This window comes from Nonomuraea sp. NPDC049378, from assembly GCF_055586745.1.
Window position 1 is genome coordinate 156,863 of record NZ_JBVJHP010000003.1, and the last position, 18,546, is coordinate 175,408.

Sequence of the window (18,546 nt, forward strand, 5' to 3'; positions counted from 1 at the left end):
GGAAGGGACCGAGCAGAGACGTGGACTTCGCCAAACGCCTCTACGAGCGGTTCGCCTCCCTGCTGCACGAGCTGGCCAAATTCGGCAGCATCGGGGCCATCGCGTTCCTGATCGACACCGGCGCCTACAACCTCTTCCTGCTGGGGGTCGGCCTGGGGCCGCTCACCTCCAAGGTTTTCGCGACCACGATCTCGGCGACGTTCGCCTATCTGGGCAACCGCTACTGGACGTTCCGGCACCGGGAGCAGAGCGGGCTCGGGCGCGAATATTTCCTGTTCTTCCTGCTCAACGGCATCGCCCTGCTGTTCGGGCTGCTGGTGATCGGTTTCACCACCTACACGCTCCACCTCGACGACGCCCTCAGCGCCAACATCGCCAACATCATCGGCGTCGGGCTCGGCACGCTGTTCCGCTTCTGGTCGTACAAGAAGTGGGTGTTCCTGGAGGCCACCGAGCCCATCCCGGTCGAGCTGCCGGAAGCCGGGGTCAAGCAGGACCGCTGACCACGCGGTTGCCGCCGTTCTCCTCCGCGGGGCGCAGGAAGACGGCGAACGTGGCCGGGCGCCGGCGCACCAGCTCCAGTCTGCCGCCGTCGGCGGCGGCCAGCGCGCGGGCCAGCGTCAGGCCGAGTCCGGTGCCTCCGCCGCCGCTGACGTTCCGCTCGAAGATCCTCGGGGCGATCTCGTCGGCGATGCCCTGGCCCTCGTCCGCGACCTCGATCACCACGTAGTTGTCGCCGCAGGTGGACGTCACGGTGACGGCGCCGCCGCCGTGGCGCAGGGAGTTCTCCAGCAGGGAGGCGATCACCTGGCCGAAGCCGCCGGTGGTGGCCATCGCCTTCATCCCGCGGGTGCCGTCGAGCCGGATCTCGCGGCCCGCGTCGCGGAAGACCGGCTCCCATTCGATGATCTGCTGACCGAGGATCTCGTCGATGGCGACCGGATGTGCCTGGGCGTGGCGCTGGCGGCGGGCCGCGGCCAGCAACTCGTCGATCACGGCGGTGAGCCGCTCCGCCTGGACGATCGCCGCCTCGCCCTCCTCGCGGACGACCTCCGGCTCGTCGGAGGAGGCGACGATCTCCTCCAGCCGCATGGTCAGGCCGGTCAGCGGCGTGCGGAGCTGGTGGGAGGCGTCGGTGGCGAACTCTCGCTCGCGGGTGAGCAGGTCGGAGATGCGGGTGGCGCTGCGGTCGAGCACCTGGGCCACCCGGTCGAGCTCGGGGATGCCGTAGCGGTGCTTGCTCGGCCGCGCGTCGCCCGAGCCGAGCCGGTCGGCGATCTTCGCCAGGTCCTGCAGGGGGAGCGTCAGCCGGCGTGACTGGACCACGGCCAGGCTCACGGCCACCGCCAGAGCGGCCACGGCCAGGGCCACGATGAGCAGCAGGCGGGCGGCCACGTCCTGTTCGACCTGGTCGCGGTCGCGACTGATCCGGACGTAGACGCCGGTGTTGGTCTGGGCGTCCTCCGTCATGAGGTGGCCGGACGGCGGGGGCGAGCCGACCACGGTCACCCGGAGGGGGGTTCCGTGCTCCCAGATCTGGATGTATCTTCCCGGGTATTTCTGCTCCAGTTGCTGGGGGTCGAGTGGCGTCTCCTGGACACGGGCGTATTCCACCTCTCCCACGAGACGCTTGGCTTCGGACCCAAGCTCCTGGGCCGCTTCGTCGACGATCAGGCGACTCACCACGACGCCCAGGGGGACCCCCAGCAACAGGACCGCGATGACCGCGACGACCAGGGTGGAGGTGAGCAGTCGGCGGCGCATCCGCCTACTCGCGTTCGAACCGGAAGCCGACTCCCCGGACGGTCGTGATGTAGCGGGGCTTGGCGGCATCGTCGCCGAGCTTGCGGCGCAGCCAGGAGATGTGCATGTCGAGGGTCTTGGTCGAACCCCACCAGTTCGTGTCCCAGACCTCCCGCATGATCTGCTCGCGGGTGACGACCTTGCCGGCGTCGCGCACGAGCACGCGCAGCAGGTCGAACTCCTTGGTCGTCAGGTGGAGCTCCTTCTCCCCCATCCAGGCCCGGCGCGAGTCGGCGTCGATGCGCACCCCCTGGACGACCGGGGTCTCCGAGGTGCCGCGCCGCAGCAGGGCGCGGACCCTGGCGAGCAGTTCGGCCAGCCGGAACGGTTTCGTCACGTAGTCGTCGGCGCCCGCGTCGAGCCCGACGACCGTGTCGACCTCGTCCACGCGTGCGGTGAGTATCAGAACCGGAGTGCCGTGCCCTTCGGCGCGGATCCGGCGGGCCACCTCCAGACCGTCCATTTCGGGCAGGCCAAGGTCGAGAACGATGAGGTCTATGCCGCCCGACAGGGCCCTTTCCAGGGCCTGCGGGCCATCGGGGCTCACCTCGACCTGATAACCCTCGCGGCGTAGCGCACGCGCGAGCGGCTCAGAAATCGAGGTGTCATCCTCGGCTAGAAGTACGCAGGTCATGAAGCGATCGTAGGACCTTAGGCGATCGTTTCCCGGGCACAGCGCGCGGTTTGACTCGTAGTTGACCTATCCATTGACCTGGGCAAACTCGGCTAAATATCACTTAGTCAGGATTAAATTACCGTGATTATCGACGCGAAACTTGGCGGCCCGTGCACGACGCGCCAGAGTGAAAATTCCGCTCAGCACTTTCCGCCGATCACTTTCCCCGGCCGAGCGCCCGGGTAGGGGACGCGTCACGGCGGAACCGATTGTGTGGCGAAAGACCTTTTCCAGGTGCCGCGTGGCGCCGATCCTCGATCGGGGCCCGGCCGGAAGAAGGAGATGATCATGATGACCACGAGCACCGACGCGTTCGCCGACCGCCTGCTGGGATCGGCACTCGGCACCATCGACCTGCTCTCCATGCACATCGGCGACCGGATGGGCTGGTATCGCGCGCTGGCCGCGCACGGCCCGGCCGACGCCGCCGAACTGGTCGCCCGTTCCCGCGGCCACGAGCGGTACGCCAGGGAGTGGCTGGAGCAGCAGGCCGCCACCGGGATCCTGGAGGCCGCGGAGGACGGCCGCTTCGCCCTGCCCGGCGGCGCGGCGGAGGTGCTGACCGACGAGTCCAGCCTGGCCTACCTCGCCCCGCTGGCCCGGATGCTGGCCGGCGCGTCCGTCCAGTTGCCCGCGCTCCTGGTCGCCTACCGCGACGGCGGCGGGGTGCCCTGGGCGGCGTTCGGGGCCGACATGCGGGAGTCGCAGGCCGACATGAACCGGCCCTGGTTCGAGCACGCACTGCCGGACGCGCTCGCGGGCGTGCCCGAGCTGGACGCCGTGTTGCGCCGCCCCGGCGCCCGCGTCGCCGACGTGGGCTGCGGCGGTGGATGGTCGGCCATCGCGCTGGCCAGGGCCTACCCCGGAGCGACCGTGGAGGGCGTCGACATCGACGGCCCGTCCGTCGAACTGGCCACCCGCAACGCGGCCGGCGCGGGTCTCGGGGACCGGGTGACCTTCCGCCGCGGCGACGCTGCCCTGCTGCACGAGAGCCGCTACGACGCCGTCTTCGCCTTCGAGTGCGTGCACGACATGCCGCGGCCGGTGGAGACGCTGGCGGCGGCACGGCGGGCGACGAGCCCGGACGGCGCCGTCGTGATCATGGACGAGGCCGTCGGCGACTCCTTCACGGCCCCCGCGGACGACGTCGAGCGGCTGATGTACGGCTTCAGCCTGCTCATCTGCCTGCCCGACGCGATGAACGAGCAGCCCTCGGCCGCCACCGGCACCGTGCTGCGACCGGGCACGCTGCGCCGCTACGCCCGCGAGGCCGGCTTCTCCGACGTCGAGATCCTGCCCATCAAGGACTTCGGCTTCTGGCGTTTCTACCGGCTCATTCCCTGAGCAGAGGTCGGATGTCTCTCCGTGCTGCCCTGGTACCCTGGGGCCGCATGGCGGACCTCCCGGGAGATACACCCGATGATCTGACGCTCTGGTACGACGAACCGGCCACCGACTGGGAGACCCAGGCACTGCCCATCGGCAACGGCGCCCTCGGGGCGATGGTCTTCGGCGGCACCCGCACCGAGCGGCTCCAGTTCAACGAGAAGACGTTGTGGACCGGCGGTCCAGGGTCGGCACAGGGCTACGACTTCGGCAACTGGACCTCGCCCCGGCCGGACGCCCTGGCGGGGGTCAGGCGGCGGCTCGACCGCGACCCGCGGATGTCGCCCGAGGAGGTCGCGGCCGAGTTGGGGCAGCCGAAGTCGGGATTCGGGGCGTACCAGGCGTTCGGCGACCTGTGGCTGGAGATGGCGGAGCACGGCACAGCCGGCGGCTACCGGCGGGAGTTACGCCTTCGGGAGGCAGTGGTCAGGGTCGGCTACACCGCGGGCGGCGTACGCCACGCGCGCGAATACTTCGCCTGCCATCCGGCGAACGTGATCGCGGGGCGGCTCTCGGCCGACCGGGCGGGCGCGGTGTCGTTCACGCTCCGCGCCACCTCGCCGCACCTGCCGCCCGAGCAGGCCGGCGTCGCCAACGGGCGGCTGACGCTCAGGGGAGCGCTGGCGGACAACGGGCTGAGGTACGTGGCCCAGGTGCACGTGGTCGCGGAGGGCGGCACCCGCACCGACGGGGACGGCCTGATCACGGTCACCGGAGCCGACAGCGCGTTCTTCGTGATGTCGGCGGGCACCGACTACGCCGGGACGTACCCGGCCTACCGCGGCGACGACCCGCACGCCGCCGTCACCGCCGCCGTGGACCGGGCCGTGGCGCTGGGTTACGACGCGCTGAGGCGGGCCCACCAGGACGATCACCGGGCGTTGTTCGACCGGGTGGTGCTGGACCTCGGGCAGCGGACGCCGGCCGTCCCCACGGACCGGCTGCGGGCCGCCTACACCGGCGGCCAGGGGGCGGACGACCGCGCGCTGGAGGCGCTGTTCTTCGCCTACGGCCGCTACCTGCTGATCGCCTCGTCGCGGCCCGGGTCGTTGCCCGCGAACCTGCAGGGCGTCTGGAACGACTCCACCAGCCCGCCCTGGTCCGGCGATTACCACACCAACATCAACCTGCAGATGAACTACTGGCCCGCCGAGGTGACGAACCTGGCCGAGACGGCGCGGCCGTACGACGACTTCGTCACGGCGCTGGTGGCGCCGGGCGAGGTGACGGCGCGGGAGATGTTCGGGGCCGGCGGGTGGGTGGTGCACAACGAGACGAACCCGTTCGGGTTCACCGGCGTGCACGACTGGGCCACCGCGTTCTGGTTCCCGGAGGCGGCCGCCTGGTTGACCCGGCAGATGTACGAGCACTACCTGTTCAGCGGCGACATCCGCTACCTGCGCGAGACCGCCTACCCGGTGATGAAGGGGGCCGCGCGGTTCTGGCTGGACACGCTGCACACCGACCCCCGCGACGGCGGCCTCGTCGTCTCGCCGAGCTACTCGCCCGAGCAGGGCGACTTCTCGGCCGGGGCGTCGATGGCGCAGCAGATCGTCTGGGACCTGCTCACGAACGTGGCCGAGGCCGCCGGCGTGCTGGACGCCGACGCCGCGTTCCGCGCGCGGGTGCGGGAGGCGCTGGCCCGGCTCGATCCCGGGCTCAGGATCGGATCCTGGGGGCAGCTCCAGGAGTGGAAGGCCGACTGGGACGACCCCGGCAACACGCACCGGCACGTGTCCCACCTGTACGCGCTGTACCCCGGGCGCCAGATCACGGCGGAGAGCCGCGAGGGCGGGGCGGCCGGGGTCGCGCTGGCGGCCAGGGGTGACGGCGGCACCGGCTGGAGCAAGGCGTGGAAGATCAGTTTCTGGGCGCGGCTGCTCGACGGCGACCACGCGCACACGATGCTGCGCGAGCAGCTCAGGCACTCCACGCTGGACAATCTGTGGGACACGCACCCGCCGTTCCAGATCGACGGCAACTTCGGGGCCACCGCGGGCATCGCGGAGATGCTGGTGCAGAGCCGGCCCGGCGAGATCCACGTGCTGCCCGCGCTGCCGTCCGCCTGGCCTGCGGGGTCGGTGCGCGGGCTGCGGGCCAGGGGCGACGTGACGGTGGACGCCTCCTGGCGTGACGGCGCCGCCGAGCGGATCACGCTGCGCACGGGGCGCGGCGGCCCGATCACGTTACGTTCGGCGGCCATCACGGCCGCCAGCCGGGTGCTGGACGGGCGGGGCGACCACGTGGGCGCGCGCCGCTCCGGCGACACCCTGGCCTGGAACGCCGCCGCGGGGGCGGCGTACGCGGTCGTGACGGGGAGCGGTCAGTCGGCCGAGGGCGGCTCGGCGTAGCGGGCGAGGTAGAGCTGCTCACCGAGGCTGCGGATCAGGTCGAGCTCCGTCTCCAGGTAGTCGATGTGCACCTCCTCGTCCTCGAGGATCTCCTCGAAGATGCGGGCGGAGGTGACGTCGCCCTTCTCCCGCATGAGCTGGATGGCCGGCCGCAGCCGCTGCACCACCGACAGCTCCACCTCCAGGTCGGCCCTGAGCTGCTCCTCGACGGTCTGGCCGATGTGCAGGGTGCCCAGGCGCTGGTAGTTGGGCAGCCCTTCGAGGAACAGGATGCGGTCGGTCAGGCGTTCGGCGTGGCGCATCTCGTCGATCGACTCAGCGCGGGTGTGCTCGGCAAGCTTGGTGTATCCCCAGTTCTCCTGCATCTTGGCGTGGAGGAAATACTGGTTGATCGCGGTCAGTTCGGCGGTCAACTGCTCGTTGAGCAGCTCGATGATCTGCTTGTCGCCCTGCATGGCAGGCCCCTTGCTGCTATCCGGCTACGCGGTCGTCAGTTCTTCAGACCGTTTCAGGATCGCACAGATTTTCCGCACACATCGGGCACAGTCACCACCAGCCCCGGTGGTGTCACGGATCTGCTTCGCGCTGGTAGCCCCGGCGGCAATGCAGTCGTGCACCTCGTTCTCGGTCACCGCACGGCACACGCACACGTACATCCGGGGACAAACCTCTCGAGCCAAAGGGGGAACACCATTAGGTAAGGCACACCTAAGGTAGCCCACTTTGGTAAGGCTTGCCTACGTTAGGTACGCCACAGTGATGTACCCGTACGCGTGCGAGCCACTCCTCTCAGTGACCCCGGGCGATCCACTCCTCAAGGTGCGGCGCCTCCGCGCCGATGGAGGTCGAGTCGCCGTGCCCGGTGTGCACGACGGTCTCCGCGGGCAACGCCAGCAGGCGCTCTCTGATCGAGTCGATGATCGTGTCGAACGAGCTGTAGGAACGCCCGGTCGCACCGGGCCCGCCCTTGAACAGCGTGTCGCCGCTGAACAGCGCGCCCAGCTCGGGCGCGTACACGCAGACCGCTCCCGGCGCGTGACCGGGCGTGTGCAGGATCTGCAGCGTGATGCCGCCGACCGCGATCTTCTCGCCGTCGGCCAGCGGTTCGTACGACAGCGAGTCGGCGTACTGCTGCTCCCACAACACCTGGTCGGCGGGGTGCAGCCGGATCGGCGCCCCCGTCAGGCCGGCGAGAGGCACTGCCGCGTTGATGTGGTCGTTGTGGGCGTGGGTGCAGACGATGGCCCTGACCGCGCGCCCGCCCACCCGCTCGGCGATGGGCGTGGCGTCGTGGGCGGCGTCGATGACGACCACCTCGCGGGCGTCGCCCACCAGCCAGACGTTGTTGTCGACCTCCCACGTGCCGCCGTCCAGCGAGAACGTGCCCGAGGTGATGACCCGGTCGATCATCAGAGGACCACCACCGAGCGCAGCACCTCGCCGCGGTGCATCTTGCCGAACGCCTCCTCGACCTGGCCGAGCTGGATCGTCTCCGTGACGAACCGGTCGAGCGGCAGGCGGTTCTGCAGGAACAGGTCGATCAGCATGGGGAAGTCGCGCGAGGGCAGGCAGTCGCCGTACCAGGAGGACTTGAGCGAGCCACCGCGCCCGAACACGTCGAGCAGCGGCAGCTGCAGCCGCATCTCGGGGGTCGGCACGCCGACCAGCACGACCGTGCCGGCCAGGTCACGGGCATAGAACGCCTGCTCGTACGTCTCGGGCCGCCCCACCGCCTCGATGACCACGTCGGCGCCGAAGCCGCCGGTGAGGTCGCGGATGGCCTCGACCGGGTCGTTGTCGCGGGAGTTGACCGTGTGGGTGGCGCCGAAGCCGCGGGCCCACTCGAGTTTGCGGTCGTCCACGTCGACCGCGATGATCTTCGCGGCGCCGGCCAGCGACGAGCCCAGCACGGCCGCGTCGCCGACGCCGCCGCAGCCGATGACCGCCACGCTGTCGCCGCGCGTCACCCCGCCGGTGTTGATCGCCGCGCCGATGCCGGCCATGACACCGCAGCCGAGCAGCCCCGCCACCTGGGCCGGCGCCTCGGCGGAGACCTTGGTGCACTGGCCGGCGGCGACGAGCGTCCTGGCCTGGAACGCGCCGATGCCCAGCGCGGGCGACAGCTCCGTGCCGTCGGCGAGCGTCATCTTCTGGCGGGCGTTGTGGGTGTTGAAGCAGTACCACGGCCGGCCGCGCAGGCAGGCCCGGCACTGGCCGCACACGGCCCGCCAGTTGAGGATGACGAAGTCGCCCGGCTCCAGCCCCGTGACCCCCTCGCCCACCGCCTCGACGGTGCCCGCCGCCTCATGGCCGAGCAGGTAGGGGAAGTCGTCGCCGATCCCGCCCTCCCGATAGTGCAGGTCGGTATGGCAGACCCCGCAGGCCTGCACGTTGACGACCGCCTCGCCCGGCCCCGGATCGGGAACCACGACCGTCTCGAGCGAAACTTCCTGACCCTTGCCCCTGGCGATCACGCCCTGCACTTCGTACGGCATGCCAGCCATCTTGTGTCAGGAGGATGATCTCCGCAAGACATAGGGCCGCACCACGCCGGGCCGTCCGGCCGGAACGATTCTCCCGCTCGCGGGAGCGGGCGTCAGCGGCCGTCGATCGTCCCGTCGGAGGCGTCCTCGACGAGCCGGAACAGCTCGGTGCGGACGTCCTGGATCCTCGGGATGTCGCGCAGCACGATCTCGCCCCTGTCGGAGGCGGACTCGACCGTCAGCGTGCCGCAGCCGAGCAGCCGCTCGGGGAACGTCTGGTCGGAGCTGACCGTGTTGACCTTGGCGATCGGGATCTCGTCGGTCGACTTGTTGAGCACGCCGGTGCTGATCGTGAAGCGGTGGGTGGTGAGCACGTAGCCGGTGTTCTTCCACTGCAGGTAGGGGACGAACGACCAGATCGTCAGCAGGATGAGGCCGATGACGCCGGTGGCGATCCTGGCGTGGAAGGCGAACTCCCAGTCGGCCGGGATGAAGTAGAGAGCCGCGCCGGCGGCCGCCGCGATGAGCACCAGCGCGACGAAGGGGCCGACGAGCCGCTTCCAGTGCGGGTGGAAGGACCTGACGCGCCGCTCACCCTGCGTCAGATGATGGTCGGGAAGGGTCATGCGAAGAATGGTGCCATCCTCGCGGCCCCGGCGGCTATCGCGGTGGTGCGGCGCGCACCCTCCGCATCTCAGGCCATGCGCACGTGGACGACGTCGCCCGCGCTCAGCGTGTAGTGCTCGCCGCCGGACTCCACCTGGAGGTGCCCCCACTGGTCGATGCCGGACGCCCGGCCGGTCAGCGCCTGATCGCCCGGCAGCTCCACCCTGACCTGCCTCCCGACCGTGGCGCTGGTCGCGAGGTAGGCCGAGCGCAGCCCGGACGCCTCCGCGTCGCCCTTGGCGTCGACCCAGTCGTGGTAGTGGCTCTCGACCTCGCGCAACACGGCCCGCAGCAGCGGATCGCGGTCGAGGCAGGCCGCCTGCTCGATGCCCAGCGACGTGGCGGTCTCGACGGGCAGTTCGTCGGGTTTGAGCGACACGTTCAGCCCCATGCCGATGACGACGGCGTCGTCGGCGCGCTCGGCGAGCACGCCGGCCAGCTTGCGCTCGCCGACCAGCAGGTCGTTGGGCCACTTCAGGCGCACGTCGACCTCGGCCAGGCGGCGCACCGCCGATGCGGCGGCGACGCCGTACAAGAGGGTCAGCCAGCCCTGGGAGGCGAGGGGGACGTGCGGCCGGAGCAGGATCGAGAACGTCAGGCCCGAGCGGGGTGGAGCCGACCAGGAGCGGCCCAGCCGCCCGCGGCCCGCGGCCTGCGCCTCCGCCACCAGCACGGACCCCTCCCGCGCCCCCTCCTTGGCGGCGCCGGCCAGGTCGGCGTTGGTCGAGCCGGTGCTCTCGACGACCGTGACGCCCGTCCACAACGAGCCTGGGCGGACCAGCGCGCGGTTGAGCGCCGCCGCGTTCAGTGGCGGGCGGTCGAGGTCGGAGTAGCGCGAGTTGGCCATCTCCCCATCTTGGCCGATGGCGGTGGGTTCGCCGACGGCGGGAGACCTATTGGAATGAAGCATTCCGTTCTGCTAGTATCGGAACAGAACGAACCGTTCCCGAGAGGATCGTCATGAGCATCACCCCCTTCCGCATCGCCGTCCCGCAGGCCGACCTCGACGACCTGCGGGCCCGCCTCGCCCTGACCCGCTTCACCGACGAGATCGACGGCGCCGACCAGGGAGTGAGCGTCGAGCGGGTCAAGCGCCTGGTCGGCCGCTGGCGCGACGGGTTCGACTGGCGGGCGCTGGAGGCCAGGCTCAACGCGTACCCGCAGTTCACCACCGAGATCGACGGGCAGAACGTGCACTTCTTCCACGTGCGCTCCGACAACCCCGAGGCCCTGCCGCTGATCCTCACCCACGGCTGGCCCGGCTCCGTCGTCGAATATCTCGACGCCATCGAGCCGCTGTCGCGCCACTTCCACCTGGTCGTCCCGTCGCTGCCCGGCTACGGCTTCTCGGGGCCGACGCGCGAGCCGGGCTGGAACAACCAGCGCATCGCCAGGGCGTGGGCCGCGCTCATGGCCGAGCTCGGCTACGAGCGCTACGGCGCCGCGGGCAACGACGCCGGGTCGATGATCTCGCCCGAGGTCGGCAGGATCGACCCCGAGCACGTCGTCGGCGTGCACGTCACGCAGCTCTTCTCGTTCCCGTCCGGCGACCCCGCGGAGTTCGCCGACCTGAGCGAGGACGACCAGGCGGGGCTGGCCGTGCTCGACTGGTTCTGGAAGGAGAAGGGCGCCTTCAACGTGCTGCAGTCACAACAGCCGCAGACGCTCGCGCACGCCCTCGCCGACTCCCCCGCCGGGCTCGTGGGCTGGCTCGCCCAGCTCTTCGACGAGGACCTCGACGACGACTTCGTGCTGGCCAACGCCGCCGTCCACTGGTTCACCGGCACCGCGGGCTCCGCGCTGCGGCTCTACTGGGAGAACGCCCGCACGGAGCAGCCGAAGGAGCCCACGACCGTGCCGACGGCGCTGGCCATGGCCGAGGGCGACTTCCGGTCGATCCGCCGTTTCGCCGAACGCGACCACGCGAACATCGTCTCCTGGAAGACGCTGCCCGCCCCGGCGCGTGGCCACTACACCGCGCACAGCGCCACGGACGTGCTCGCCTCCGACATCCGGGCCTTCTTCGACGCTCTCCGCCGGCTCAGCCGGTGTTCTGCAGCCCCGCCGCGACACCGTTGACCGACAGGAGCAGGAGCGTGGACAGCCGGTCGCGCTCCCGCTCCGACGGGTTGCCGGTGCGCAGCGCGCGCAGGGCCCGCAACTGCAGGTGCGACAGCGCGTCGACGTACGGGTCGCGCAGCTGGACCGCCCGCGAGAGCACCTTGCGGTTCTCCAGCAGCCGCCTGTGCCCCGTGACCCTGAGCACCAGCTCGCGGGTCCTGTCGTACTCCTCCAGCACCTGCCGGGCGAAGTCCTCCCTGCCGCCCAGCGCCAGATAGCGCTTGGCGATCGAGCGGTCGGTCTTGGCCAGCGACATCTCGGCGTTGTCGAGCATCGCGTTGAACAGCGGCCACTCGGTGTACGCCGCCCGCAGCTCCTCGATGTCGCCGACGGCCGCCAGGCCGGTGCCGAGGCCGTACCAGCCGGGCAGGTTGACCCGGGTCTGCGCCCACGCGAACACCCACGGGATCGCCCGCAGGTCGTCGAGCGAGCGCGGCGCGCCCAGGCCGCGGCGGGCCGGACGCGAGCCGAGACGCAGCGTGCCGATCTCCTCGAGCGGGCTGACCAGGCCGAACCACTCGGGGAAGCCCGCCGCCTCGGTCAGCGACCTGTAGGCCCGCTCGGACGCCGTGGCGACCTGCTCGGCCAGGCCGCGGAACCGTTCGGCGGCGGCCGCGGTGCGCGACCCGATCGTCGGCGAGGAGGCCAGCAGCACGGCGTTGGCCACCTGCTCCAGGTGGCGGCGGGCGATCGCGATGTGGCCGTAGCGGGCGAAGATGACCTCGCCCTGCTCGGTGACCTTGAACCGGCCCGCCACCGAGCCGGGGGCCTGGGCCAGCACGGCGCGGTTGGCCGGGCCGCCGCCGCGGCCGAGCGCGCCGCCGCGGCCGTGGAACATGCGCAGCTTCACGTCGTGCTCGGCGGCCCAGCGGGTCAGCTCCTCCTGCGCCTCGTAGAGCCGCAGGGTGGCCGCGGCGGGGCCGAGCTCCTTGGCCGAGTCGGAGTAGCCCAGCATGATCTCCATGCGCCGGCCGGTGTCGGCCAGGCGCTGCCGCACCTGCGGGATGTCGAGCATCCCGGTGAGCACGCGCGGCGAGTTGGCGAGGTCCTCGCCCGACTCGAACAGCGGCACGACGTCGAGCACGGGCGCGCGGTCGCCGAGCGCGTGCCCGGCCAGCTCGTAGACGGCCGCGACGTCGTCGGCCGAGCGGGTGAAGGACACCACGTAGCGGGAGCAGGCGCTGACCCCGAACCGCTCCTGGATCCAGGCGATCACCCGGATCGTGGCCAGGACCTCCTCGGTGCGCTCCGACGGCTCGCCGCCCGCCCGCAGCTCCTCCAGTGCGGCGGCGTGCACCTGGGAGTGCTGGCGCACCTCCAGCTCGGCCAGATGGAAGCCGAACGTCTGGACCTGCCAGATGAGGTGCTGCAACTCGCCGTACGCCTGCCGCGGCGCGCTCGCAGCCAGCGACTCCTGCGCCAGGCGCAGGTCGGCCAGCAGCTCGTCGGGCGAGCGGTAGGCCAGGTCGAGGTCGCGGCGGTGGGTGGCGGCGATGCGCGCGGCCACGAAGAGCAGCCACTGCCGGTGCGGCTCGCGCGGCGAGCGGGTGGCCAGCTCGGAGACGACCTCGGGGTAGGCGTCCACGGCCGTGGCCAGCGCCGTCTTGAGCTCGGGCGAGCAGGGGGCGAACTGCGCGGAGGCCGTCAGCGTGCGGCCGATGCGCGAGCAGGCGGTCTCGAGGGCCGTCAGCACGTGCTCGGACTGGATCTGGACGGTCTCACGCGTGACCCTGGCCGTGACGTTGGGGTTGCCGTCGCGGTCGCCGCCGATCCAGCTGCCGTAGCGGATGAACGGCCTGGCCCGGGGCGGGCGGGCGCCGGTGCCTCCGTCGCGGGCAGGGTCGGCCGCCGCGCCGAGCGCCGCGTCGAGGGCGCGGTAGACCTGCGGCACCGTACGGAACAGCGTCTCGTCGAAGGCGGCCATGGCGGTGCGCACCTCGTCGAGCGGGTCGAGCTTGGTGGAGCGGAGCTGGGCCGTGCGCCACAGCAGGTCGATCTCCTCCAGCATGCGCCGCTTGCTCTCCGCCCGCTCGGAGGCGCCGCGGCCAGGGGAGTTGTACTCGGTGAGCTGGCCGCTGACCCGCTGGATCGCGGTGACGACCGCGCGCCTGCGCGCCTCGGTGGGGTGCGCGGTGAGCACCGGGTGCAGCTCGAGGCCCTCCACCAGCTCGGTGACGCGCTCGTGGCCCAGCTCGCGCACGGCCTGGGCGAGCGACTCGCGCTGCACCCTGCCCTCGGCGTCGCGTTCGCGCAGCGTGCGGATGCGGTAGTGCTCCTCGGCCAGGTTGGCCAGGTGGAAGTAGCAGGTGAACGCCCGGGCCACCTCGACTGCCCGCTCGATCTCCCATCCCGCGATCATGGCGGTGATCTCGTCGGCCGAGATCTCGCCCCTGCGCGCGGCGATGACCGCCTTGCGCAGCCGTTCGACGTCGGCCAGCAGGTCTTCGCCGCCCTGTTCGGCCAGCACCTGGCCGAGCAGCTTGCCGAGCAGCCGCACATCGTGGCGCAGCTCGTCCGGCATCTCGGTCACGGCGGCGCTGCGATGTTCGAGCCCCTGGTCAATCATGTTTCGAAGGGTAGCGAGTCGCCACGAACGACCGTAGACCGGTCTCATCAAATGGACTAGACCACTGGAGCCAGGCAGGTCAGGTGGGTTTCGACACCGCCGCGAGCACCAGGTGATGCTGTTCGCCCGCCAGGTTGAACTTGATCATGGTGGAGTCGCTGCCGTCCATCGCCAGCAGCCTCACCACCATGACCGGCTGACCGTCCTCGGTCACCTTCACCTTCTTGGTGGCGAAGTCCTTGGCCGCAGTCGGCGGGGACGTGGAAAACGCGTTCGCCGAATACTTCAACGACATGCCGTCACGGCATACCGGCTCGCGCCAACCCCGCCGAGGTAGTACGAACGGCATCCGTCGTGACTCCTCCGCTCCCTGAAGGGAGCGGCTTCTCGCTAAGCCGCTTGCGCAGCCTGGCGAAGGGCAAGCCCTGCCCTCAAGATGTTGACCGCCGCATTCACGTCAGCGTGCGCGGCATGCCCGCACGCCGTGCAGGCGAACGCGGCCTGGGTGACGCGGTTCTCCTTCGCGCTGTGCCCGCAGCGGGCGCAGGTGCGGGAGGTGCCGACGGGGTTCACCGCGATCAGCTCTCGACCGGCGCTTTCAGCCTTGTACGCGAGGATCGTCAGGAACACCCCCCAGCCCGCGTCCAGGATGCTCCGGTTGAGGCCGGACTTGGCCGCGACGTTGCGGCCGGGAGCTTCGGTCGTGCCGGACGCCGAGCGGGTCATGTTCGCGATCCGCAGGTCCTCGTGCACGATCACGTCATAGGCCCGGACCAGAGCGAGCGCGGCCTTGTGCGCGCCGTCCAGACGTTGCCTGCGCACCCTGGCGTGCAACGCGGCCACGCGGGCCACCGCCTTACGCCGCCGCTTGGAACCCCGCTTCTTGCGCGCCAGAGCCCGCTGCGCGGCGGCCAGCCGGTCAGCGGTGGCGGCCAGGTGACGGGGGTTGCTCAGATGCTGTCCGTCGCTGGTCGTGACGAGGGACGCCGTCACGCTGGGTAACGACAACGCCACGATATCGGCTGGTGCCGACAAAACCAGGAAGGACATCCGTGATGTGCGGCCCCGACAAGTCAGGGCACGCTCGCCTTGACGGCCCTCCCACTCCCGATTCCCTCGTCGCTTCAAGGCGACGGTCCCCTAGGGAGACTCTTATGGATCCACTCTGACGGACGGACTAGATTTGCGCGCATGACTGCAGCGGCTGACGACCTACCGGAAAATCTGGACATCCATACCACTGCTGGAAAAATCGCTGACCTGGAGCGACGGCTCGACGAGGCCGTCCACGCGGGGTCGGCGGCCGCGGTGGCCAAGCAGCACGCCAAGGGCAAGATGACCGCCAGAGAGCGGGTGCTGGCGCTGCTGGACGAAGGCTCGTTCGTGGAGTTCGACGAGTTCGCCCGGCACCGGTCCACGATGTTCGGGCTGGAGGAGCGGCGGCCTTACGGCGACGGCGTCATTTCCGGCCACGGCACTGTCGACGGCCGGCAGGTGTGCGTGTTCTCGCAGGACGTGACGGTCTTCGGCGGCTCACTTGGCGAGGTGTACGGCGAGAAGATCGTCAAAGTGCTCGATCTGGCGATCAAGACCGGCTGCCCGATCATCGGCATCAACGAGGGCGGCGGCGCGCGCATCCAGGAGGGCGTGGTCGCGCTCGGGCTCTACGCGGAGATCTTCAAGCGTAACGTGCACGCCTCCGGCGTGATCCCGCAGATCTCGCTCATCATGGGCGCCGCGGCCGGCGGCCACGTCTACTCGCCCGCGCTGACCGACTTCGTCGTCATGGTGGACCAGACGTCGCAGATGTTCATCACGGGACCCGACGTGATCAAGACGGTGACGGGCGAGGAGGTCACGTTCGAGGAGCTCGGCGGGGCCCACACGCACAACACCAAGTCCGGGGTGGCCCACTACCAGGCCGACGACGAGGACGACGCCCTCGACTACGTCAAGGCGCTGCTGTCCTACCTGCCGTCCAACAACCTGGACGAGGCGCCGGTCTTCGAGCCGGCCGCCGACCTGGAGCCCGACCCCGAGCTCGACGTGCTGATCCCCGACTCGGCCAACCAGCCGTACGACATGCGCCGGGTGATCGAGCACGTGCTGGACGACGGGGAGTTCCTGGAGGTCCACGCGCTGTTCGCCCAGAACATCGTGGTCGGCTACGGCCGCGTCGACGGCCAGCCCGTGGGGGTCGTGGCCAACCAGCCGATGCATTTCGCCGGGTGCCTGGATATCGACGCCTCCGAGAAGGCCGCAAGATTTATTCGAACATGTGATGCCTTTAATATTCCAATCCTGACTTTTGTTGATGTGCCGGGTTTCCTCCCCGGAGCCGATCAGGAATGGAACGGAATCATCCGCCGCGGGGCCAAGCTCCTCTACGCCTACGCCGAGGCCACCGTGCCGCTGATCACGGTGATCACGCGCAAGGCGTACGGCGGCGCGTACGACGTCATGGGCTCCAAGCACCTGGGCGCCGACGTCAACCTGGCCTGGCCCACGGCCCAGATCGCGGTCATGGGCGCGCAGGGCGCGGTCAACATCCTCTACCGGCGCGAGCTGGCCGCCTCCGACGACCCCGACGCCGTGCGGGCCGAGCGCGTCACCGAATACGAGGACACGCTGACCAATCCGTACATCGCGGCGGAGCGCGGCTACGTGGACGCGGTGATCCGGCCGGCCGAGACCCGGGCACAGGTCATCAGGGCGCTGCGGATGCTACGGAACAAGCGGGCGACGCTGCCGCCCAAGAAGCATGGGAACATCCCGCTATGACGAGCCATCTGCGCATTGTTCGTGGCGACGCCGCGCCCGAGGAGATCGCCGCGTTGGTGGCGGTACTCGCCGCCCGACACGCCGCACCACAGCCGCCTCCCGCCCGCCGACGGCAAACGTGGCGAAACCCCGTCAGAGGTATGCGTAAGCCTGTCGTCCCAGGGAAGTCGGCATGGCGGATGAGCGCTCTACCCTAGATAGATCCTGTGAATCGGGTGTCAAGTTCCCCGGGAGTTGGGACTATCTAGAGAAAGTAGGCGTATATAGTCAGCCGATCAACTAACACCCGCGGCCTGGAGGACGACATGGCCATCCCAGACCTCATGCCGCATCCTGTGGCAGCCAAGTACGCCGTCCTAGTGGATGTCGGTTATCTGTACGCTGCGGCAGGTGAGGTGCTGCTCGGCGCGAAGGAGCGCAAGGAATATCGGGTGGCCGCCGATGAGCTCATCCAGAGCCTACAGAAACATGCAGAGGAACGTATTTCTGGCGAACTCCTGCGGATCTATTGGTATGACGCAGCCCGTGACCGTGTGCCCACCGTCGACCAGCGGGTCATCGCCCAGCTCCCCTGGGTCAAGGTGCGGCTTGGCAACCTGAACGCCCGCGGCCAGCAGAAGGGGGTGGACGCGCAGATCAGGAGCGATCTGGAGGCCCTGGCCCGACATCATGCGGTCACCGACACGATCCTGCTGGCAGGCGATGAGGACATGGTTCCGGCGGTCGAGGCGGCGCAGGCCTACGGCGTGCGCATCCATCTGTGGGGGGTCGAACCGCCTTACGGCACCAACCAGGCAGAGCGCCTGGTGTGGGAGTCCGACACCGTTGAAGTGATCACCGCTGATTTCCTGAGGCCCTTTTTCAGCCGTGCTCCCCAGCCCGTCCCGGTCACCCCGCCGGCCGCCGCCGCTCCCTCCCCCGCACAGGTGTTCGCCGGGCGCGCCCCGGTCAAGCCGCACGCCAAGCCCGGCCAGGTGGCCAAGCTCGGCCCGAGCCGGCCCCGCGTCGAGGACGTCGGCGAGCACGTGGCCCAGAAGTGGATCCTCACCCGCGGCCGTGACAACATCCGCGACCTGCTGCCGGGCCCGATCCTGCCGACCGTGATCGACACCGAGCTGCTCATCGAGGCGGAGAAGGAGCTCGGCCACTCGCTGCGGCCCTACCCCGAGGCGCGGGTGTGGTTGCGCGACGGGTTCTGGGCGCGGGTCTACCGCGAGTTCGACCTGGGCGTGGGCGTCTCGTCCAAGTAGCGCTCGCCTCGTTCGAGGAGTGCCTCGGCGGTGGCCGTACGCGCGTCCTCCCGTTCCTCGGGCACGGGCCGTGGATATGGGCGGCCGCGGGGGCGTGGTTCGTGCTGACGTTCCGCACGGGGCTCAACAACGTGCTGCTCGTCAGCCTCCGGCAGCGGGTCACGCCCGACGACCTGCTCGGCCGGATGACGGCCACGATGCGGCTGCTGCTGATGGGCGCCGTGGGGCTCGGCGGGCTGCTCGCCGGCGCGATGGGCGAGCTGTGGGGGGTGCGCTCGGCGCTCTGGCTGGGCGCCTCGATCATGGCGCTGAGCTGGGTGCCCTTCCTGTTCTCGCCGCTCCGCCACCAGCCGTGACCGTCGCGCCGGGCCCTCGCGCGAACCCGTTGACCGCGAGGTCCGATTCCCGCTGGTCACCCGCTTCCACCTGCTGACCTGCGGTTTGACGGTGAGGTCTGATTTCC

Annotated in this window: 19 protein-coding genes; 8 read left to right on the forward strand and 11 right to left on the reverse strand. The window is 70.3% G+C overall.

Annotated features, from left to right (window positions below):
- Positions 1-20: 20 nt before the first annotated feature.
- Positions 21-503, forward strand: coding sequence for a GtrA family protein (locus tag ACZ6SA_RS08450; protein ID WP_347643159.1), 483 nt, complete (start codon positions 21-23; stop codon positions 501-503).
- Here the strand turns inward: ACZ6SA_RS08450 and ACZ6SA_RS08455 are convergent.
- Positions 487-1,764 (reverse strand): ATP-binding protein, encoded by a 1,278-nt coding sequence (locus tag ACZ6SA_RS08455; RefSeq protein ID WP_347616536.1) that lies wholly within the window; start codon positions 1,762-1,764, stop codon positions 487-489. The two genes, ACZ6SA_RS08450 and ACZ6SA_RS08455, sit on opposite strands and share 17 nt — an antisense overlap.
- 4 nt (positions 1,765-1,768) lie before the next feature.
- On the reverse strand, positions 1,769-2,437 hold the full coding sequence (locus ACZ6SA_RS08460) for a response regulator transcription factor (RefSeq protein ID WP_043620820.1): 669 nt from the start codon (positions 2,435-2,437) through the stop codon (positions 1,769-1,771).
- Between the two features lie 330 nt (positions 2,438-2,767).
- Here ACZ6SA_RS08460 and ACZ6SA_RS08465 point away from each other — a divergent pair, with 330 nt between their 5' ends.
- Positions 2,768-3,823 (forward strand): SAM-dependent methyltransferase, encoded by a 1,056-nt coding sequence (locus ACZ6SA_RS08465; protein WP_465827217.1) that lies wholly within the window; start codon positions 2,768-2,770, stop codon positions 3,821-3,823.
- A gap of 47 nt (positions 3,824-3,870) precedes the next feature.
- On the forward strand, positions 3,871-6,216 hold the full coding sequence (locus ACZ6SA_RS08470) for a glycoside hydrolase family 95 protein (protein WP_465827218.1): 2,346 nt from the start codon (positions 3,871-3,873) through the stop codon (positions 6,214-6,216).
- Here the strand turns inward: ACZ6SA_RS08470 and bfr are convergent.
- The 6 genes from bfr to ACZ6SA_RS08500 form a co-directional block, all read right to left on the reverse strand.
- A complete protein-coding gene (gene bfr / locus ACZ6SA_RS08475; RefSeq protein ID WP_132591014.1) occupies positions 6,189-6,671 on the reverse strand; it encodes a bacterioferritin in 483 nt (160 codons plus the stop codon). The two genes, ACZ6SA_RS08470 and bfr, sit on opposite strands and share 28 nt — an antisense overlap.
- 24 nt (positions 6,672-6,695) lie before the next feature.
- Positions 6,696-6,872 (reverse strand): (2Fe-2S)-binding protein, encoded by a 177-nt coding sequence (locus ACZ6SA_RS08480; RefSeq protein ID WP_132618226.1) that lies wholly within the window; start codon positions 6,870-6,872, stop codon positions 6,696-6,698.
- Positions 6,873-7,005: 133 nt separating this feature from the next.
- Positions 7,006-7,626, reverse strand: a complete 621-nt coding sequence (locus ACZ6SA_RS08485; protein WP_465827220.1) for an MBL fold metallo-hydrolase — start codon at positions 7,624-7,626, stop codon at positions 7,006-7,008.
- Positions 7,626-8,711, reverse strand: a complete 1,086-nt coding sequence (locus tag ACZ6SA_RS08490) for an S-(hydroxymethyl)mycothiol dehydrogenase (protein ID WP_347643154.1) — start codon at positions 8,709-8,711, stop codon at positions 7,626-7,628. Before ACZ6SA_RS08490 ends, ACZ6SA_RS08485 begins: the two co-directional genes overlap by 1 nt.
- A 101-nt stretch (positions 8,712-8,812) precedes the next feature.
- On the reverse strand, positions 8,813-9,325 hold the full coding sequence (locus ACZ6SA_RS08495) for a PH domain-containing protein (protein ID WP_347643153.1): 513 nt from the start codon (positions 9,323-9,325) through the stop codon (positions 8,813-8,815).
- Between the two features lie 68 nt (positions 9,326-9,393).
- On the reverse strand, positions 9,394-10,212 hold the full coding sequence (locus tag ACZ6SA_RS08500; RefSeq protein ID WP_347643152.1) for a biotin--[acetyl-CoA-carboxylase] ligase: 819 nt from the start codon (positions 10,210-10,212) through the stop codon (positions 9,394-9,396).
- Between the two features lie 113 nt (positions 10,213-10,325).
- Between ACZ6SA_RS08500 and ACZ6SA_RS08505 the strand changes: the two genes are divergently transcribed.
- A complete protein-coding gene (locus ACZ6SA_RS08505; RefSeq protein ID WP_465827222.1) occupies positions 10,326-11,444 on the forward strand; it encodes an epoxide hydrolase family protein in 1,119 nt (372 codons plus the stop codon).
- Here the strand turns inward: ACZ6SA_RS08505 and ACZ6SA_RS08510 are convergent.
- The 3 genes from ACZ6SA_RS08510 to ACZ6SA_RS08520 form a co-directional block, all read right to left on the reverse strand.
- A complete protein-coding gene (locus ACZ6SA_RS08510; protein ID WP_465827224.1) occupies positions 11,407-14,052 on the reverse strand; it encodes a phosphoenolpyruvate carboxylase in 2,646 nt (881 codons plus the stop codon). The two genes, ACZ6SA_RS08505 and ACZ6SA_RS08510, sit on opposite strands and share 38 nt — an antisense overlap.
- Positions 14,053-14,131: 79 nt before the next feature.
- Positions 14,132-14,347, reverse strand: a complete 216-nt coding sequence (locus ACZ6SA_RS08515; RefSeq protein ID WP_465827226.1) for a hypothetical protein — start codon at positions 14,345-14,347, stop codon at positions 14,132-14,134.
- A 95-nt stretch (positions 14,348-14,442) separates the two neighbouring features.
- A complete protein-coding gene (locus ACZ6SA_RS08520) occupies positions 14,443-15,045 on the reverse strand; it encodes an RNA-guided endonuclease InsQ/TnpB family protein (RefSeq protein WP_465827228.1) in 603 nt (200 codons plus the stop codon).
- Positions 15,046-15,243: 198 nt separating this feature from the next.
- Here ACZ6SA_RS08520 and ACZ6SA_RS08525 point away from each other — a divergent pair, with 198 nt between their 5' ends.
- From ACZ6SA_RS08525 to ACZ6SA_RS08540, 4 genes are all read left to right on the forward strand, one after another.
- On the forward strand, positions 15,244-16,833 hold the full coding sequence (locus ACZ6SA_RS08525; protein ID WP_347646728.1) for an acyl-CoA carboxylase subunit beta: 1,590 nt from the start codon (positions 15,244-15,246) through the stop codon (positions 16,831-16,833).
- The gene (locus tag ACZ6SA_RS08530) at positions 16,830-17,030 is read left to right on the forward strand and encodes an acyl-CoA carboxylase subunit epsilon (protein ID WP_347646727.1); all 201 of its coding nucleotides are present in this window, start codon (positions 16,830-16,832) and stop codon (positions 17,028-17,030) included. The genes ACZ6SA_RS08525 and ACZ6SA_RS08530 overlap by 4 nt, the downstream gene beginning before the upstream one ends.
- 108 nt (positions 17,031-17,138) lie before the next feature.
- Positions 17,139-18,083, forward strand: coding sequence for an NYN domain-containing protein (locus tag ACZ6SA_RS08535; protein WP_132591039.1), 945 nt, complete (start codon positions 17,139-17,141; stop codon positions 18,081-18,083).
- A gap of 101 nt (positions 18,084-18,184) precedes the next feature.
- Complete coding sequence (locus tag ACZ6SA_RS08540) at positions 18,185-18,439, forward strand: hypothetical protein (RefSeq protein ID WP_347646726.1); 255 nt, start codon at positions 18,185-18,187, stop codon at positions 18,437-18,439.
- The last annotated feature ends 107 nt before the right edge of the window (positions 18,440-18,546 follow it).

Coding starts and splice junctions, on each gene's coding strand:
- ACZ6SA_RS08485 (WP_465827220.1), bottom strand. CDS start 7,626: ATGATCGACCGGGTCATCACCTCGGGCACGTTCTCGCTGGACGGCGGC.
- ACZ6SA_RS08525 (WP_347646728.1), top strand. CDS start 15,244: ATGACTGCAGCGGCTGACGACCTACCGGAAAATCTGGACATCCATACC.
- ACZ6SA_RS08480 (WP_132618226.1), bottom strand. CDS start 6,872: ATGTACGTGTGCGTGTGCCGTGCGGTGACCGAGAACGAGGTGCACGAC.
- ACZ6SA_RS08455 (WP_347616536.1), bottom strand. CDS start 1,764: ATGCGCCGCCGACTGCTCACCTCCACCCTGGTCGTCGCGGTCATCGCG.
- bfr (WP_132591014.1), bottom strand. CDS start 6,671: ATGCAGGGCGACAAGCAGATCATCGAGCTGCTCAACGAGCAGTTGACC.
- ACZ6SA_RS08535 (WP_132591039.1), top strand. CDS start 17,139: ATGGCCATCCCAGACCTCATGCCGCATCCTGTGGCAGCCAAGTACGCC.
- ACZ6SA_RS08530 (WP_347646727.1), top strand. CDS start 16,830: ATGACGAGCCATCTGCGCATTGTTCGTGGCGACGCCGCGCCCGAGGAG.
- ACZ6SA_RS08470 (WP_465827218.1), top strand. CDS start 3,871: ATGGCGGACCTCCCGGGAGATACACCCGATGATCTGACGCTCTGGTAC.
- ACZ6SA_RS08460 (WP_043620820.1), bottom strand. CDS start 2,437: ATGACCTGCGTACTTCTAGCCGAGGATGACACCTCGATTTCTGAGCCG.
- ACZ6SA_RS08495 (WP_347643153.1), bottom strand. CDS start 9,325: ATGACCCTTCCCGACCATCATCTGACGCAGGGTGAGCGGCGCGTCAGG.
- ACZ6SA_RS08505 (WP_465827222.1), top strand. CDS start 10,326: ATGAGCATCACCCCCTTCCGCATCGCCGTCCCGCAGGCCGACCTCGAC.
- ACZ6SA_RS08465 (WP_465827217.1), top strand. CDS start 2,768: ATGATGACCACGAGCACCGACGCGTTCGCCGACCGCCTGCTGGGATCG.
- ACZ6SA_RS08490 (WP_347643154.1), bottom strand. CDS start 8,711: ATGCCGTACGAAGTGCAGGGCGTGATCGCCAGGGGCAAGGGTCAGGAA.
- ACZ6SA_RS08500 (WP_347643152.1), bottom strand. CDS start 10,212: ATGGCCAACTCGCGCTACTCCGACCTCGACCGCCCGCCACTGAACGCG.
- ACZ6SA_RS08515 (WP_465827226.1), bottom strand. CDS start 14,347: ATGTCGTTGAAGTATTCGGCGAACGCGTTTTCCACGTCCCCGCCGACT.
- ACZ6SA_RS08510 (WP_465827224.1), bottom strand. CDS start 14,052: ATGATTGACCAGGGGCTCGAACATCGCAGCGCCGCCGTGACCGAGATG.